The 17635-nt window shown below is 71.5% G+C and carries 8 protein-coding genes; 3 read left to right on the forward strand and 5 right to left on the reverse strand.

Going from position 1 to position 17635, the window contains the following annotated elements; translation table 11 throughout:
* Positions 1-1010 precede the first annotated feature (1010 nt).
* The 3 genes from ABD350_RS10720 to ABD350_RS10730 are packed head-to-tail and all read right to left on the reverse strand — an operon-like array spanning position 1011 to position 4278.
* A complete protein-coding gene (locus tag ABD350_RS10720) occupies positions 1011-2144 on the reverse strand; it encodes a phosphoenolpyruvate carboxykinase (ATP) (RefSeq protein ID WP_344347654.1) in 1134 nt (377 codons plus the stop codon).
* A complete protein-coding gene (locus tag ABD350_RS10725) occupies positions 2141-3067 on the reverse strand; it encodes a lactate/malate family dehydrogenase (protein ID WP_344347655.1) in 927 nt (308 codons plus the stop codon). The genes ABD350_RS10720 and ABD350_RS10725 overlap by 4 nt, the downstream gene beginning before the upstream one ends.
* Positions 3064-4278 (reverse strand): hypothetical protein, encoded by a 1215-nt coding sequence (locus ABD350_RS10730; RefSeq protein ID WP_344347657.1) that lies wholly within the window; start codon positions 4276-4278, stop codon positions 3064-3066. The genes ABD350_RS10725 and ABD350_RS10730 overlap by 4 nt, the downstream gene beginning before the upstream one ends.
* 476 nt (positions 4279-4754) lie before the next feature.
* Here ABD350_RS10730 and ABD350_RS10735 point away from each other — a divergent pair, with 476 nt between their 5' ends.
* The 3 genes from ABD350_RS10735 (at position 4755) to ABD350_RS10750 (ending at position 13075) form a co-directional block, all read left to right on the forward strand.
* On the forward strand, positions 4755-5213 hold the full coding sequence (locus ABD350_RS10735; RefSeq protein WP_344347658.1) for a hypothetical protein: 459 nt from the start codon (positions 4755-4757) through the stop codon (positions 5211-5213).
* Positions 5214-5238: 25 nt separating this feature from the next.
* Positions 5239-6582, forward strand: a complete 1344-nt coding sequence (locus ABD350_RS10740; RefSeq protein WP_344347660.1) for an NsdA family TPR-like regulatory protein — start codon at positions 5239-5241, stop codon at positions 6580-6582.
* Between the two features lie 6052 nt (positions 6583-12634).
* Positions 12635-13075, forward strand: coding sequence for a dienelactone hydrolase family protein (locus ABD350_RS10750; protein WP_382466910.1), 441 nt, complete (start codon positions 12635-12637; stop codon positions 13073-13075).
* A gap of 1081 nt (positions 13076-14156) precedes the next feature.
* Here the strand turns inward: ABD350_RS10750 and ABD350_RS10755 are convergent.
* On the reverse strand, positions 14157-16595 hold the full coding sequence (locus ABD350_RS10755) for a hypothetical protein (protein WP_344347662.1): 2439 nt from the start codon (positions 16593-16595) through the stop codon (positions 14157-14159).
* 764 nt (positions 16596-17359) lie between these two features.
* The gene (locus tag ABD350_RS10760) at positions 17360-17629 is read right to left on the reverse strand and encodes a helix-turn-helix transcriptional regulator (RefSeq protein ID WP_344347663.1); all 270 of its coding nucleotides are present in this window, start codon (positions 17627-17629) and stop codon (positions 17360-17362) included.
* Positions 17630-17635 lie beyond the last annotated feature (6 nt).

Below are 17635 nucleotides of genomic sequence, written 5' to 3' on the forward strand. Positions count from 1 at the left end.
GTTCCCGCGTCAGCAGGGGCTGCTGGAATGGCCCACGCTCCGACAGGTTTGCGTCGTGGTCATCTCCGGTGAGCTGCGGTGAAACAGGCGGGTCCCGGCACGAAAAAGATCATGCAAGGTGACGTGCGTCCGCCGGGCCGAGCGGGCCCCGTCGACCTGGTCGCCGGGGCCCGCCACACACGCCGTCAGTCGCTACCGGCGCGCAAGGCGGTGCCGGTACATCTGGGAGGCAGCGACCGAGGCCGCTGCTGCGCCCCAGAGGGCCCAAAGGGCGGGGTGGACCGGCGCGAGTACGTCGGCTGCGGCAAACGTGGCGCCGCCAGCGGCGACGGTGAGTACATCGCCGTATCGGATCAACCTCTTCATATCTCCCCCTTCCGGATTCAGTGTGCCGCGTTCTGGCAGGATGGGAGACCCTGGAGAAGCAAATACCCCTGCTTCCTCCAGCCACCGATCTCCCGCCCGGCTTGTTCGTGCCCCTGACGTACACCTTGTCGTACCCGCGCCGGCGGGGGTAGCTCGGTCACGTCGATCCGGCTCACCTGCCGGATCAGGTCGTCCCCGCGCGAGCGGCGGTAGCTCTTGGTCGATGCCTTCGTCACCGCGAGGGTCGCCGTCGTCCTCGCGCGAGCGGGCGCCGCACCGCCGAGCTTGCCGTCGGCCCACCTCCGGCGGAAGCGCCTCTCGCGGACTGACGACCGACTCGGGTGACTGCCGCGCGGTTCGGCGCGTGCCGCGCCTCGGTGTCGTCCCTACGTCCGCGGGGGTAGCTCTTAGCCGGTTGGTCGTCCCCGAAGGGTTTCCCGGGGCTGGCTTATCGTCCCCGCGTGGGGTTGCCCCTCGTACGACCTCTCCGGGGACGACGCCAAGGAGTCGTCCCATGCATGCGGGTGGCCTGCACAGTGGGCCCGAGCAGCGCGCGCTGAGGCCGTCGTTCCCGCGTTGCGGGGGGGCGAACGCACGTCAAGAGGCCCCGGCCGAGGGCAGCGGTCGGATACGTGCGTTCCCCCCTACGCGCACCCGATGGTCTTGGCGAGGAAGCCGGCGTTGGCCGACACGTCATGGCCGAGCACGACCGAGTGGTGGGGCAACTCGGCGAGGCGGTGAGCCACTTCGTGTCGGGCGTCCTTCGTGCCGCCGCCGTCCACGCGGGCCAGGGCGAACACGTCCGGGTAGCGGTCCTCCGTCGCCCCGCTCATGAAGTCCCCGTCTTCCAACCGCCGGCCGCGGTCCTCCACGGCCGGGACAGCGCCCGGCTCCACCCGGGGGAACACCAGCGCCGCGGCCTCCCCCTCGGTCGCCAGCGGCACCCCGAACCAGCCGGGGAACTGGTCGGGGAACACCTGGACCTTCAGCTCCTTGCCGCCCTCCCACAACGGAGTGCGGCGGCCGGCGAGCAGCGCCTCCGTGACCCGGTCGTCCTGCGTCGGATGCAGCGCTTCCCCGGCTTCCAGACGCTCGCGGCAGATCTCGAACCAGCCGAGGGCGTCGAGGAGACCGAGTCCGAGTGCGGCGGCTGACGGCCAGGGCAGGACGTCCACCCCGCCGCGGTCGTTGGGCCGGACGAACACACGGTCGTTCGCCAGCAGACCGCACCCGGTCCGGGCCGCGAGGGCGAGGGCCGTGGTCGTCTTCCCCGCGCCCTTCCGGCCGAACGTGAGGACGGTACGGCCGCCCTCGGCCACGACCGCCGAGGCGTGCAGCACGGCCCACCCGCCGCGGAGCAGCTGCCCGCGCATCACCTCGCGGGCCAGGCGGGCGGTTGCCGTGGCGACGTCCTCCGTCCGGCAGCCGACGACCTCCAGGGAGCCCGCTCCCGGGTCGGACTGGTAGGCGAGCGCGGGGCGCGCCGAGACGGCCCGGATGATGCCGGAAGAGGCGTCCGCGTCGAGCAGCAGCTCCGCTCGCGCATAGGTCACCCTCTGGAACGCGGAGATCTCCCCTCCGAACGCGACGTCGGCGTAACGGCCCTCATCCACGGCCGCGGTGAGGACAGGGCCGGCGCTGACGCTCTCTGGCGCGACCTCGGCCGCGTTCCACCACGGTCCGATGTACCGGACGGTCCAGTCCGTGACGTCCTTGTCCGTGCAGACCACGGTGACGGGGGCACCGGCAGTCTCCAGGCGGATGGCGTGAGCGGTCATGAATTCCTCCCAGACGATAGAGGTTGGGATGGGACACCGCGCACGCCGCGGTAGGCGGCGCGGAGCTTGGAGCGGGCGGCCTCCCACTGGCGGGCCTCGGCCTCGTCCAGCGGGGGCACGCACGGTAGAGGACGGCCCCCCGAGAACCGCAACGGGATTCCGAGACACACGTCGTCATACAGGGCGGAGAGCTCGGTGACGCCGTCCTCCACGCCGAGGACCAGGCGGAGCGCGCTGACCAGGGCGCCAGCCGGCCCGAAACGGGTCCGGCCGATGCCGGCGCTGATCCGGCCGGGCCGCTCCCGGAGCTCGGACCGAACCTGCTCAAGGGGGACCCGGGCGGGCGTGCCGTTGACGGTGGTGGTGGAGGCGCACACCACGGCGGCGTCCCCGTGCTCACCGATGACGTGGCCGCGGACGGCGTCCAGGGGGACGTCCAGGAGGCGGGCCAGGGTCAGGCGGTAGCGGGCCGTATCCAGGCTCGACCCGAGGCCGAACACCCGCGCGCACCCGGAGGCCTCCGCTACGAGCCTTGTCATCAGGTCCACCGGGTTGGTCACCACCAGGAGCGTCCCGGGGTAGCCGCGGAACTCCTCGGCCAGGGCCAGCAGGGCGGGGGCGTTGGCGTGCATCCCGCCCATGCGCACGTCCGTGCTCCGGGTGTTCGTGAAGCGGGCCCGGACGGCCACCACCACGGCCGGGCAGGAACGGAGTTCGGCCACCTCCACCGCGTGCGCACGAACCGGGGAGCCGATCCCGGCGCACATGTCGTTCAGGTCGTCCGCCAGGGCGGCGGCCTGGTCCACGGAGCTGGAGGCCAGCAGGAGCTGGTCACAGAGCCGTGCGGAGACCAGGGCGGCGCCTACGGCCTGGCCGACCGCCCCGGCTCCGACCACGCCGACTGCCGGGATGCGCGGGCTCATGACGCCACCGCCACGGCGCGCTCCAGGGCCCGGCCCCACACGCCAGCCGGGTCGTCCCGCCGGCCCACCACGTCCGCGCTCACGGTGTCGATGAACGAGCACACCGGCACGGCGCGCTCCACGAGCGCCAGGCCGAGGCCTGGGAGGGGGAGCGAGGCCGGGGCGGAGAGGTGGGAGGAAAGGATGTTGACCGTGTCCATGAGCCAGAGCGTCAGGACGGTCACCAGCCACTCCGCCCGGTCCCGCCCAGAGAGCTGGACCGCTTCGGTGGCGAACTCGTCCACGCCCCGCAGGACCTGGCGCGCCGTCTCCTCCCCGGCGTGGTGAGCGCTGAGGAACAGCACGATCCGGCTCAGCAGCTTGGCGACGTCCACCGCCGGGCTCATCCGCATGAGGCCCGGGTCCAGCAGCACCGGCCGCTCCCCGGGGCCGTCCGGATACTTCACGTGCTCGGGCTTGAGGTCCCCGTACGCGAGCGTCGTTCCGTCCGCCGTCGCCAGCCTCGACCGGAGCCGCTGGAACCGCTGGACGGCCGACCGCATGAGCGGGACCAACTCCTCCCGGACTCCGGGCGCACAGCGCTCTTCCCCGAGCCGGTCCACGTAGGCCGTGCCGGAGATGCCGTTGAACTTACGCAGGAAGGTGCCGCCGATTCCGCGCTCACCGATGGCGCCGCCCGCGCCGAGGTGCCGGGCGGCGCCGGGCCGGTAGAGCGGGCGCAGCTCGGCGTAGAGGTTGGTGAGGAGGTCCCGGGTGCGGCGCGGCTCCAGGAGGAGAAGGTCCCCGAGGCACGGCCCGGGCACGGGCTCCGTGAAGAGGACGCCGCGGTGTGCGCCGGCCACGCCGCAGGCGCGCGGGCCGTCCAGGCCGGCCAGGACCGACAGCTGTGCCGCCTCGCGCGGCACCAGCCCGTCAGGCCGGGTCATGTACTCCTCTTGCGCCAGGAGCGCCGCGGGCCAGGCTCCGCATGCGCCGCGGAGGACGGAGACCAGGGAGACGCCGAGAATGGACACCTTGCCGTAGAGCGTGCGGTTTCCCACTCGGGTCTGGTGGACGTACGCAGTGATGCTCGGGACGTGCCGCTCCAGCACGACGGGGGCGCCGGGCCACAGCTCCGCGGCTGCCGTGTGTATCTGCGCGGCGGCGTACCCGAAGACGTCCCCAAGAGCGGGCAGATAGTCGTGTTCCGGTTCGGCATGAACGCTGATCACGGGCGCCTCCTCGGGCACTCGATCTTGCGCACTGGATAACACGCCCGGCGCGCGCCGTAGATGGAACGGGCGCGCCGGGCCGCCCCCTGGCGGGCCCTCAGCCCGTCACGGGGCGGGTCCCGGCCGCACGGGCGGCCAGGGCCCTGTCCCGGCTGCCGTCAGCCTCCTCGGAGAGATAGCCGGGACTCTGGTCCCGCCCCCGGCCGGGGCCGCTGCGGTGAAGGGGCGGCGGCCGGGCGGTTCAGAAGGGTGCACCGCCATGCCGGACGGAGACGGGGGTCTAGGGCGGGGCAGGCAGTCAGCCTGAATAGGACACCCGCAGCGAGCGCGGCGAGCCTGACCTCATGGCCCCGCCCGAGGCGCCGCGCTGGAGATGGTCGACCAGAATGGCCGAGTGGGTCATCGCGTCCATGCCCTGATCCCATCGCAGGGCGCGCGGCTGCGGGATCTGACAACCTATGACACGGAGTTGATCGATGCCTCTAGTTGCGGCGATTACCGGGACTCGGGACACCGGGCACCGGGACCACGTCTGCTTCGGTGACCTATTCCGTACCTACCTCGCGCCTTGGGCGACCGATGACGCCCACTTCTACATCGGCGGCGCGAAGGGGATGGACAGCCTCACCCTGTTGTGGCTCGCTCGCCACTCACAGAGCCGGATCACGATCGTCGTGCCGGGCACGGTCGCGCAGCAACCGGCCGAGGCGCGGCAGGCGATCGAGCAGTGCCGCGACCGAATCGCCGAGATCATCGAACTCGGTGCCGCCGAGCTGCGCACGCCCGCTTACCACGCTCGTAACCGGTACATGGTCGACCGGGCGCAGATGGTGATCGGTTTCCCGCTCGGTGGGCCCGAGGGGGGCTCGGGAACGTGGCAGACGATCGGCTATGCAGCCGCGCAGGGGAAACCGCGACTGATCGTGCCCGCATGAACGACGGAGCGTGCATCATGAAGACATGAGCACGCACGACAGACTCGTCGGCGCTGCCATGCTCAAGCGGTTACGGCTCGCCTGCGGCTGGTCGCTCGCTGGTCTCGCCCGCGCCCTGGTCGCTAAGGCTGCTGAACTCGGGCAGCCACTCGACTCGACTGTCACGAGTGTGCAGCGGTCCGTCGCACGGTGGGAGTCCAGCAGGGCGCCGACCCTACCCGGCGAGCGGTATCAGATGCTGCTCGCGCACCTGTACGCCCGCGACACCGATGGGCATGTGCTGCTTGGCGCCGGCTCCAACTTCGGCGAGCTGCTCGACGCCCTCGCGCACCTCGGCGAGAGTGAGTACCGCCTTGACGAGTTGCGCACGCTGCTCGTGCGGACGGCGACCGACAACGGCGGCGGGTTGCTCGCGCTGCTCGGCCCATCGACGCAATACGCCCTCTCCGCCGCCCTCGCTGACCCCGCCCGCCTTGACGAGGGGCTGCTCGCCGACATCCGGCTCGCCGTCGGCGACGTGAACCGGCAAGTCGGCAGTGTGCCGTTCGTGCGGGTGCAGCTCTTGCTCGCGCCGATCGTGGAGTCGTGCCGCCGCCTGCTCGATGCCGCCGCGCCCAAGCCGCTGCTGCCTGACCTGCGGGCTGTGGCAGCTCAGGCATTCACGATTGCCGGGCGGGCCGCGTTCGAAACACGCGACGACGCTGCGGCGCGAACGCTGTACGCCGAGGCGACCACTGCGGCGGGCGGCACCGGATCGGCGTGGCGCCGCGCCGTGGTCCACATGAGTCACGCCCTGGTGACCCTGTACTCGACGCCCGGTATCGAGGCAGCACAGCAGCTCGTCGACGCCGCAGTGCGCGACGCCCGCGCCGGCGAGAGCGTGGCGGTCCGGGCCCGAGCACACGCCCTGCAGGCGGAGATCGCGGCCCGTGCAGGTGCCGAGCGGAACGCGCGGGCGGCGCTCGCCCTCGCCTGGTACGACATTGACAGCGACCGCGACGGCGACCCTGCGCCGACATCCTTCTCGGCCGCGCACCTGCGCGGGTTCGAGGGCGTCACTTCGCTGTACGTCGGCGATCCCGCCGAGGCGCACGACTATTTCGCCCGGTCCGTCAAGGCGCTGAAGGCGCCACGCGAGCAGGTGCAGCGGGCAATCGTGGCGACCGATCAAGCCCTTGCCCGTATCCGGCTCGATGAGCCCGACTCGGCGGCCGAGCTGCTGCACGGTTGCATTGACGCTGCCTCGGCAACCGGCGGCCGGGTCGCCTCGATCCGGCTGCGCCGCGCCCGTAGCGACCTACGGCCGTGGCGCCGCGAGGACTGGTTCGCCGACCTCGATGATCACCTGTTTGACTCGCTCGGCGCGTAGCACCAGGACGCAGGAAACCGCCCCTGGCCGCGCTAGCATCACCCCAGCTCAAGAAGTGCCGTCCCCGCACGAGCGGGGGTAGCTCCCCGTAGACGAGTGGGCGGCAGTCGTCGCCCACGTCGTCCCCGCGCGAGCGGGGGTTGCCCGCGGGGTCGGTGGCGTCGAGACGATCCTGGGGAGGTCGTCCCCGTGCGAGCGGGGGTTGCTCCCTGATCGAGGTCTACCAGTACGTCGGCCCCGGGTCGTCCCCGCGCCCGCGGGGGCTATCCCTGTCGGTGGGCGGCGAGATGCTGGAGAACGTCGTCTCCGCGAGTGGGGGTACCTCGTCGTCGGCCACCTTCGCCTTCGCCATCAGTTGCCCGCATGCACTCTGGGGGTGTACGGGTCTGGGCGGGCATCCTGAGGAGTGTCAGCGTCCGCCGGCCAGGGGAGGATCGTGGACTTCGTCTTTGTGTGCGACTGGTGCGATACCGAGTGCGTCGTGTGGGGCGAGCCTGTCGTCTCATGGTGGACCCAGAAGTATCGAGTGCCAGACGACTTCGAGTGTTGGTGGTGTGGCGGCATCAGCACCAGCCCGCCCCCGCCGTGGACACCAGCCGACTAACCTTGTCGTACTACGGCTCCCCGCCATGACGCTGAGCGCTGACCCCATCAGCATTCTTTAGCATGTGGCCAACGCCTCGGAGCCGGTGGAGACTCGTCCCCGCGCGCGGGGTTCGTCCCCGCGCCCGCGGGGGTTGCTCTTCGGCGGGCGCTGTCAAGACGGGCGAGGTCGAGTCGTCCCTGCGCCTGCGGGGGTAGCTCAGCGTTCTGATAGGTGGTTGCCGCCTGGTGGGCATCGTCCCCGCGCTGGCGAGGGTTGCTCGCGGCGAAGCTGCGGAAGGTCCTGGCCCTCTCGTTTCCGCGCGAGCGGGGGTTGCTCGCTGTCCCGCTGCCACACGGGACGGCACCCTCGCGAATCGTCCCCGCGCCTGCGGGGGTAGCTCGCCACGTAGGTGAGGAACGCGGCGCCGATGGTGGTCGTCCCCGCGCGAGCGGGGATAGCTCGTACGTCGAGCGCTCCCTACATTCCCTGCGCCGGTCGTCCCCGCGCGGGCGGAGGGTGCTCCTTACAGTCCCCGACAGGAGCGAGCTGTTCTCGGTCGGCTCGCGGAGGTTTCTCGGCTAGGGTTTCGAACATCGCCTCGTCCCTGCGCGGGCAGGGGTAACTCGGCCGTGGTGAAACCGACGTCGGCCCGAGCGTGTCGTCCCTGCACCGCGGGGGTAGCTCCGCCCCGTCGACGGACCAGCAGCCGGCATGGCTGTCGTCCCCGCGGCCGCGGGGATTGCTCGTTGGACGGGAAGCTCCCTTTCCAGCGAGCCCGGTCGTCCTCACGCCCACCGGGGGTACGGCCGAGGTGAATAAGAACGGCTCTCCTGGCTAGCATCGCCCCAGCTCAAGAAGTGTCGTCCCCGTGCGAGCGGGGGTTGCTCGGCGGGGGAGCGGGAGCGGGTCACCGGGGGTGCGGTCGTCCCCGCGCCTGCGGGCCTGGCTCCACCTACTGCATGGTCCGCCGCCAGCGGCGGCTGGTCGCTTCCGCGTCTGAGGTGAGGCCCGTGCGGGGTGGCGCAGAAGACCGGGACCTGGACGAACTCGCCGAAACAGCGGGGAGGATCTGTGCCCAACGCACGGCACCGACCTCCAGGCCCTCGCCGACATGCTGGTCGCCGCGACCCAGCCCGACCACGACGGCTACCACGACGACGACGCCGCCACCCTGCTGCTCCAGGCCCTCTCGAACTCTGGAACGCGGTGTCGGCCCGGGCCCGGGAAAAGGGGTACGAGCCGGCGCTCTGGGTCTGTGCCCACTGCGCGGCAGCATCTGGACGTCGCGTGGTGCGTGTCCCCATAGTCGGTCGTCAGTCCGCGGGCGGTGTCCCCGCCGGGACTGCAGCTGTAGGGGACGGGTCGACGGCGTGCTCGACGGTGAAGTCCCGCACCCTGAGTGGGTAACTGCCGCACGTTCAGCGCTTGCTGCGTCCAGCACACAACGTACGTCAATGAAAGCAGCCGCCACCGCTAACATCGTCCCAGCTCATCAAGTGTCGTCCCCGCGCCTGCGGGGGTTGTCCCACGCCGGTTTCGTCGAGCTGCGCCGTCGCAGCGTCGTCCCCGCGCCCCTCGGGGGGTAGCTCATCTCGCTCACCGCGCCCTTCCCTGTCGTCGTGTCGTCCCGGCGCAGCGGGGGTAGCTCACGCGCTTGGCGTTCGTCCTGGCTGCCGAGGTAGTCGTCCCCGCCTCCGCAGGGGTCCTTCCGCCGGTGGTGCTCGACCAACTGCGTGGTCCGGCTGGGCATGTCGTCCCCGCGTCCGCGGGGGTAGCTCCACGCACTACTGCGTCGGCAGGCCGCGGGAACGGTCGTCCCCGTCCGCGGGGGTAGCTCACCCTGCTTCAAAATCCCCTGCGCGGACCCCGTGCGTCACCGCGCAAGCGAGGGCCGGTGGACGCCGTGCGGCTCGCGCTCCCCGCGGCGGCGTCCCCGCTCTGACGGTAGTTCGTCGTTCTGCTCATCGGTAAACGCGACGGCGTTATCGTCCCCGCCCTCGGGGGTTGCTCCACCAAGGCGGGCACGAGGTGGGAACTGGGCGTGCCGTCCCCGCGCCGCGGGGGATGCTCGGCCGAGCGGGGCATGTACGCACCTGGCTCCGCGTCGTCCCCGCATCCGCGGGGTTGCCCGCCCGACACCAGATGGACCCCGCCGAGGGCCCCGTCGTCCCCGCGCCAGCGGGGGTTGCCCCCTCGACTACGATGAAGCCGCCGCAGCTCTCAAGTCGTCCCCGCGCGAGCGGGGGTTGCTCGTCGTACGGGATGTAGCTAGTGCAGCGGTCCACGTCATCCCCGCGTCCGCGGGGGTTGCTCGAACGGGACGAGCACCCTTGCCGCTGCGAGCATGTCGTCTCCGTGCCCGTGGGGGTAGCTCGCCAGTCACGGGGCGTCAGCAGTATGGGCAAGTGCTCCGCGCCTGCACCCGCCGCGCGGTAGCAGCTGGATGTCGCGTGGTGCGTGTCCGCGTGGTCGTCCCCGCGCAGCGGGGGCGTCCGGGGGGACGCGGGTTACCGGCGAATGTGCACGGTAATCTGCACCCCGCCGCCTATGACCGCCGCTCCCGCAAGCGCAACGGCCAACGGCGTCGGACCGCCGACCGCTGCAACAGTGACGGCCGCGCACAGTGCAAGTGCGGCGATGATGTATGGCGCCCATGCCAGTGCGACATTCGTAGGCTGAAGTTCCCCTCTGCGATCGGCTGTGTGAAAGTTGGTCACCTTGCTGGGCTCCCCATCCTCGTACCGGAACGGGCCTGGTGATGTGGCGGGGAGGCGCGGCTGTTGCTTGGTCGGCTCTCAGCGAGCTTCCCCGCCCTTCCAGGTCGTTGAGTGACACAAGGTACTGGGATCAACGCAGCTTCGCTGCAGGTCAGTTGCCGGATCAGACGGGCCAAAGGGGGCTCAGAAGGGACCCGAGGGAACGACCGCTGAAAGGTGGGTTACCTTCTGTTCCAAGGTCTGCCCTCTCGCGGGTCCTGGAGGAAAGCTGCAGGTCAGGCTTTTCCACACTGCTTGATCCAGGGCCACGTCTGCCTCGAAGCTGGTGATAAGCATCATGACGCCTTCTGGTGCGTGATGCTCTGTTCGTTCATTCCCGGCAGGAGACGTCCCCGGGCCAGCGGGGTAACTCCGCGCCGCTGCCGTTCGTCATGGGCCCACTCCGCTGTCGTCCCTGCGCGAGTGGGGGTTGCTCGGTGTACGTCGGGGTGTCGCCCTGGGCGGCGCCGTCGTCCCCGCACTCGCGGGGGTTGCTCCGCGACGCAGCAGGCCGCCGCCGGCTACAGCATGTCGTCCCCGCGCGAGCAGGGGTTGCCCCGCGACCCCGTACGTGGCCGCTCACCTCGACCCGTCGTCCCCGCGCGAGCGGGGTTGCCCGCGCTTCGCCCGTGACATCCACCTCGGCAAGCCGTCGTCCCCGCGTTCGCGGGGTCGCTCGGCGATCTCGACCAGGCTCTGGTGAACCTCCCCTCGCCCCCGCGCTCGTCCCCGCGTCCGCGGGGGTTGCTCCAGCAGGCCCGGGTTCCCATGCCCCCGGGCGTTGTGCGCTCGCTGCCATCCCAGCACCATGACCGACGTGAATGAAAACAGCTCCCCCGGCTAGCATCGCCCCAGCTCACGAAGTGTCGTCCCCGCGCGAGCGGGGGTCGTTCACGTGATCATGCGTGGGGGCCGGGCGGAGGTGGGTCGTCCCCGCGCGAGCGGGGGTCGTTCGAGGCCGAGGAGGCCAACCGACGCCGACAGCACGTCGTCCCCGCGCGAGCGGGGGTTGCTCCCTCTTCCACCCGGACGACCTGCCCGTCCAGGAACCCGGGTTGTACCCGCGCGAGCGCGGTAGCTCCTGGTCGACGTCCTCGTCACCGCGACGGTCGCCGTCGTCCTCGCGCGAGCAGGACTTCCCCATCCCGTCGAGGGGCGTTGAGCTTGCCGTCGGCTCACCCCCAGCAGCAGCCTGGTGGAGGCACCCCTCGCGGACTGACTACCGAAACTGCCGCGCGTTCCGCGTTCAGCACTACAACGCACGTCAATGAAAACAGGTGTTCCCGCTAACATCGTCCCAGCTCATCAAGTGTCGTCCCCGCGCCTGCGGGGGTAGCTCGCCGCCCGCATCGAAGCCGAGGGCCGGGCCGAGGTCGTCCCCGCGCCTGCGGGGGTAGCTCACGATCAGGACGACGGCATTCGCCGTGGTGAACGTCGTCCCCGCGCCTGCGGGGGTAGCTCCAGCAAAACGGTGGATGTTCTAGCGCAGGACCCGTCGTCCCCGCGCGAGCGGGGGGCACCGCCGACCAGGCCGACGTGTCGTCCTCGCGTGCGCGGGGGTAGATCGGAGGACCACCTCCTGGATGCCGTGGGGGGGGAGGCCGACCGGGGCAACGTCTTTGACATCGGGCTGCTGGCCGGCCGGCTGCTGGACGCCACTGCCTGGTTGCGCGAGGAATCCGATGCTGAGGGGCTCGCCGTCGGCTACTTCGGTGCCAGCACTGGCGCCGCGGCCGCCCTGTGGGCCGCCGCCGACCCCCGTCGCGCGGCCCGCCGCCGTCGTCTGCCGCGGCGGCCGGCCCGACCTCGTCGGGACCAGACTGTCCGAGACGGCGGCACACGAACTCACGTCAATGAAAACGGCCGCTCCCTATAACATCGTCCCAGCTCACGAAGTACCGTCCCCGCGCGAGCGGGGGTGCTCGCCCTGGTCCTGCTCGGCTCGGTCGCGGTGGGCGTTGTCTCCGCGCTCGCGGGGGTAACTCGACGGCTGGCGGCTGCGTCGGGCAGGTCATCTGGTCGTCCTCGCGTTCGCGGGGGACGGGTGCCGTGCGGCGGGCGGTGGCGGCGCCGGTACGCCTTCTGCCGGCACGGCGGCTCGCAGTACGACGAATCCGCACGTCCAGCCGCAACAGACCTGCCGCACGCGCCGCACCGGTCCCGCCGTTACGGATCCGCGTGAGAGATGTGCGGCATGCCCTCGAACACGACCAACACCACGGCCGACGTGAATAAAACGGCTCCCCCGGCTAGCATCGTCCCAGCTCACGAAGTGTCGTCCCCGCGCCTGCGGGGGTAGCTCCTACGAGGGCGAGATCAGCTCTCACGGCCAGTCGTCGTCCCCGCGCCTGCGGGGGTAGCTCGGACGATCCGAGATCGCACGCATCTCCGCCGCCGTCGTCCCCGCGCCTGCGGGGGTAGCTCGCACCCGTTAAAGCCAACCCAGGACGGTAGGTCGTCATCCCCGCGCCTGCGGGGGTAGCTCCGAGTCGCCAGGGGAGAGTTCCCCGCTCGTGATGTCGTCCCCGCGCCTGCGGGGTTGCTCTGTTGGCGGGGATGTCGACAGGGTGCCGGTGCCTCACCGCCGAGCTTGCCGTCGTCCCATCCCCTACAGCGACAGCCTGGTGGAGACACCGCCCGCGAACTGACGACCGACTTGGCTGCCGCACTCCAAGCGCTTGCTGCATCCGGCACCACCCGGGAGGCCACGGTGACCGCCGGCGCCGTACGGCTCGGCGGACGGCTCACCGTGCCCGACGGCGCCACCGCCGTCGTGGTCTTCGCCCACGGCAGCGGCAGCAGCCGGCACAGCCCGCGCAACCGGTTCGTCGCCGACGGACTGCACCGCGCCGGGCTCGGCACCCTGCTGTTCGACCTGCTCACCGACGTAGAAGAAGCCGACCGGCACAATGTCTTCGACATCGCGCTGCTGGCCGGCCCGCTGCTGGACGCCACCGCCTGGCTGCGCGAGGAACCCACGTCGAGGGGCTCGCCCTCGGCCACTTCGGCGCCAGCACCCGCGCCGCGGCCGCCCTGTGGGCCGCCGCCGACCCCGCCGCGCGGCCCGCCGCCGTCGTCTCCCACGGCGGCCAGCCCGACCTCACCAGGGCCCGGCTGCCCGACACGACGGCATCCGAACTCACGTCAATGAAAACAGCCGCTCCCGCTAACATCGTCCCAGCTCACGAAGGTCGTCCCCGCGCGAGCGGGGGTAGCTCTGGTACGACCCCCGGGACGGGGCCATCACGCTCGTCGTCCCCGCGCGAGCGGGGGTTGCTCCACCGACCCCTCGGCACCGAGGGCGGCGCCGGCGTCGTCCCCGCGCCAGCGGGGCCCCGGAGCGCACCGCCGAGCTTGCCGTCGGCCCACTCCCAGCAGCAGCCCGGTGGCGGCGCCTCCCGCGAACTGACGACCGACTCGGGTAACTGCCGCGCATGCTCCGCTCGTGCACTTACCGCACCACAACGCACGTCAATGAAAACGGCTCCCCCGGCTACCATCGTCCCAGCTCATCAAGTGTCGTCCCCGCGCCCGCGGGGGTAGCTCCTACCAGTACGGACTCAGCCTCACCGGGAACGGGTCGTCCCCGCGCCCGCGGGGGTAGCTCGCGCTCCAGGCCGGCGGGTTCACGGCCGGGTCCGTCGTCCCCGCGCCCGCGGGGGTAGCTCGTCGTGGTGCGTCCGCGCCCTTTCAGCGGACAGTCGTCTCCGCACCCACAGGGTTAGCTCGCAGGCTGCAGCGGTCGCGGATATCCGCAAACACGTCGTTCTCGCGCCTGCGGGGGTTGCTCGGAGGAGGCCGTCACCCTCGGCGTACAGCCGCGGTCGTCCCCGCGCGAGCGGGGGTTGCTCCTAGTTGATCACTGTTTGTCGTGGTTAGCGGTGGTCGTCCCCGCGCGAGCGGGGGTTGCTCTCCCGTCTTTGGGATCGGTTATGCCGGTCCACAGTCGTCCCCGCGCGAGCGGGGGTAGCTCGCATGACGCCGACACCCACGCCCTGTACGCGCCGTCGTCCCCGCGCGAACGGGGGTTGCCCTCCGCGAGGTGAAGGTCGAGCCGAACCGCGTGTCGTCCCCGCGTCCGCGGGGGTAGCTCCCGGGTGGTGGTGCCTGTGGACAGGTGGCTTTTGTCGTCCCCGCGCGAGCGGGGGTTGCTCGGCCCAGAACGGGCCTGAGTTGGGGCAGGTCGGCCGTGGACTGGCACTCCGAACGTCACCTGGCAGGCCGAGCTGCGGCTACTGGCAGCTTCGCCGGTGTTCAAGGGCTCGCTGCGGTAGTCGGCCTGCCGTGGCACGGATGCGCAGCACGCGGAGCTGGCCGAGTCGTTGCTGCAGGAGATACTGGGCCGTACGGTGCCGCGCCTGCTCGGCCGCCTCCTCCGCGGCCTGGTGTGCGGTGGGGTGGCGGCGCAGCACCATCTCGTACACCGCCTCTGCCTCCGCGTCGGCTTCCTCCCTGCGCAGCAGCCGCCTCAGGGCGCTGGTGCGGCGTTCGGCCAGGATGCGGTCGGCCACCTCCCGTTCGGTGAGGGACCGAAACGGCGGCTGGCTGCCGTCGTGCCGGCTGGCCTTGGTAAGCAGGGCCTGGGTGTCGGCCTGGCACCGGTCGGTGAGCTGGGCGACGTCGTCGGGGTCGTTGAGGTCCGCGCGGACGGCGACGGCCAGGTCGACCGCTTCCCGCAGCAAATCCTGGATGCGCTGGCGGTGGGTGCACTGCGGGCACAGCCCGGCCGCGTCCGGCAGACCGCACTCCGCGCAGGGCGCAGACCGGCGCGCCTGCACAGCTGCCTCCTGCTGTGCACGGCGGCGGGCTGCCACCGCCCGCCGCGCCTGGACCGCGGCGGCCTCCCAGGCACGACGGGCCTCAGCCCGCGCCGCTTCACGGTGTGTGTGCTCGCGCAGTTGCTGCTCATAGACCGCGCGCCGCTGGGCTGTACTGGCGCCGGCGAGTTGCTCGTCGACCAGGGCCCGCAGCCGGGCACGCTGGGCGCGCCGGTCGGCGATGACGGTGGTGCAGGTGGGACAGTCGGCGCGGGTGTCGAGGCGGATCCCGTCGTCACAGCGCGGGTCCGCGCAGGCCTGCCGCTGGACCAGGCCACGCCCGAGGAGCCAGCCCATCGGATCGCGCACCAGGGCCTGCCCACCGACTTCCTCCAGTCGGTCGGTGAGCCGGTCGGCCAGCAGCCGCGGCCCGCCGCCCTGGTGCCCCAGCAGGCCCTCCAGCCGCTTCATCTCCGCCTCCGCGGCCGCCTGGACCTGGTCCTGCTGCCAGCCGGAAAGCTGCTCCCACAGCCCCGCCACCGGCCCCAGCGCCACCTGCAGAGCAGGACGAGCCGGAAGGCCCACCCTCCGCTGCTGCTGCGCCTTGTCCCAGCCCACGGCCTTCGGCCGGCCACCGGCATCAGCCCCGGCAGCACGCTGCCCAACCCGCTCATCGACCGGGGACTTCTTCGGCTTTTCCCCGCGAAGCGGGCCGCCCTCAGCCCTTGGCGACGCCGACTCGGCAGCGGCGTCCTCGCCGTCGACGGCCTGGTCCTCGCGCACGCGCACCCGTTCCGGCCGACGGCCTTCACCCCCACGGCCTTCGCCGGAAAAACCACAAGAGAGCTGGTGAGGAACGACGGGAGTACCCAGGTGAGGGTGGTCAGTGTGAAGGGCTGCCGCAACGTCGGGCTCTGCAACATCCGCCACATCCGTCACCGACACACCGCTGACTTGCGGTTCCGTCGTCACGTCGGGCGCCTCACTAGGCCCTGCCGCAACGTCGGGGTCTGAAAACTCGGGCTCCAGGGCCTCCGCGCGGTCCTCCTGGACGTCGTCGCCGACTGTACGGCCGTGCGCGGCGGCGACCGCCGGCACCATCAGCCGCGACCGGTTCGACAGGCCCGAGGCCGTCTTCAGCCGCACCCGCAGCGCCAGCTCCCGGTCCTCCAGGCGCTCCAGCACCCGCTCCCCCGCCGACGCCGTGCAGCCCAGCAGCCGGGCCACCGTCGCTGCGGCCCGGCCGCGCTTGGTGTCCACCGTTCCGCCGCACTGCCGCACCCGTCCGTTCTCCCGCGCCTCCAGCACCAGCAGCAGCAGCGCCAGACGGTCCGTTGCCGCGCCCCGACCGGTACGCGTACCGATCAGCCCGGCCGGAGTGACCGAGCCGTCCCGGTGCGCCCAGCCCGGCCCCATCACTGCCTCCATCAGCCGCAGCAGCGTCGCGTACTCCTTCTTCGCCAGATTCAGCGGGTGCCCGGCCACGTCCTGCGCCGCCCAGAGCGGCAGCACTCGGCACTTCAGACCGTCGGCCTGGCCATACTCGCCTGGCGCCGTCTCCACCGACACCACCCCCGAGCGGCGCAGCGCAGGAACGACGACCGAGGCCACGTACGACACCGACAGCCCGAGCCACCGAGCCAGCTCCGAGGTACGGATCTCCACCACACCCGACTCCGACGGAGTCCGCGACGCCAGCACGAGCACGGCCAACCGCACCGCGTCCACCACACCCCTCAGGCCATCAAGGTCGAGCAGCGCCCGCACTGCGGCACGAAGACGCACCCGCGCACTGCGTCCCAGCGCCAGCGGACGTCCCGGCCCCCGCACCGGACCAAGAGGCGTCTTCCCTCTGGCCGGCCGAGATGCCGGAAAGGTCTCGGCCGTCGCCACTACCACCAGCGCCGCGCTCACCGGCCCACCTGCCGGTACAGCGCTCCCGCATGGCGGGCAGAAACCTCGGATCGCGTCCCGCCACACGGGACGACCCCCTCGAAGACGCCACCGACGAAGTTGTTGCGGACGCGGACGGACACCGACCGGACAGACGCGGCCGAGTTGTGGGTTCCTACAGGAAGACCCTCTTCCTGGCCAAAAGGTGTGAAGAGGTGGATCACGGACGCCTGTTCCGTCACGCGAAACGCGCGAACCACGCGAATCGCACAGAAACGGACTGCGTTCGACTTTTCAGGGGACGCCAGATCGGGCACTATGGCGAAGACACCAACCTTCATATGGATCGCCCCGACCGCGACCAAGCCCCCTGCCAAGGGGCTCGACCGCGGCCGAGCGCTCTATACGGACGGAGCCCCGAGCGCCGAACGGCCTGCCAAAGCCGACCGGAACCCAGGGTGACGCTGGTGGCTCAACAGAGGCCCCCTGCCAAAGGGGCTCCTGGAGAGCCGAGGTGGCCCGCTTGCCAAAGCGGACCGGGTGCCCGCCTGCCAAGGCGGGGTTTTGCGCAAGGTGAAAAAAGATCCAGCTCGATGAGCTGGAGCCCAGGGCCGGCGCCAACCGGGGACTGGGCGGCCGACCTGATGGTCGGCGAGACGGGCCGCGCGGGGCCAGCGGATGGGTAGTCCGCCTCTTGGCACGCGCGGCCGATGACCTAGGTCATCCCGACCCCCTCGATTCCGAAGGCGGCGTCGGCGAACCCGGAAATAGCCCGAAGCGTGAGGTCACCCCTCATTGGACGTCTTCTCGACGGCGGCGTCCGGATGCTTCGCGGCGAGCTTTCGAAGAAGATGCGCGTACGCGCGGCGGTTCCCCCGGTGCGGCTGGGCGCGCCCGGCCTCCCATTGTGCGACCGCGAGACGCTTGACGCCGATGGCCTCAGCGACTTCGGCCTGGGTCAGGCCAGCGGCAAGCCGAAGCTGCTGCCGGACCTGGGGAGCGGGGAGGGTGTCCTCCTCCACCAGGGCGTCAATCCGCCTCAGTGGATCGGACATCGAAAC

The sequence above is a fragment of the Streptomyces nogalater genome (assembly GCF_039532885.1).
Classification (GTDB): Bacteria; Actinomycetota; Actinomycetes; order Streptomycetales; family Streptomycetaceae; genus Streptomyces; species Streptomyces nogalater.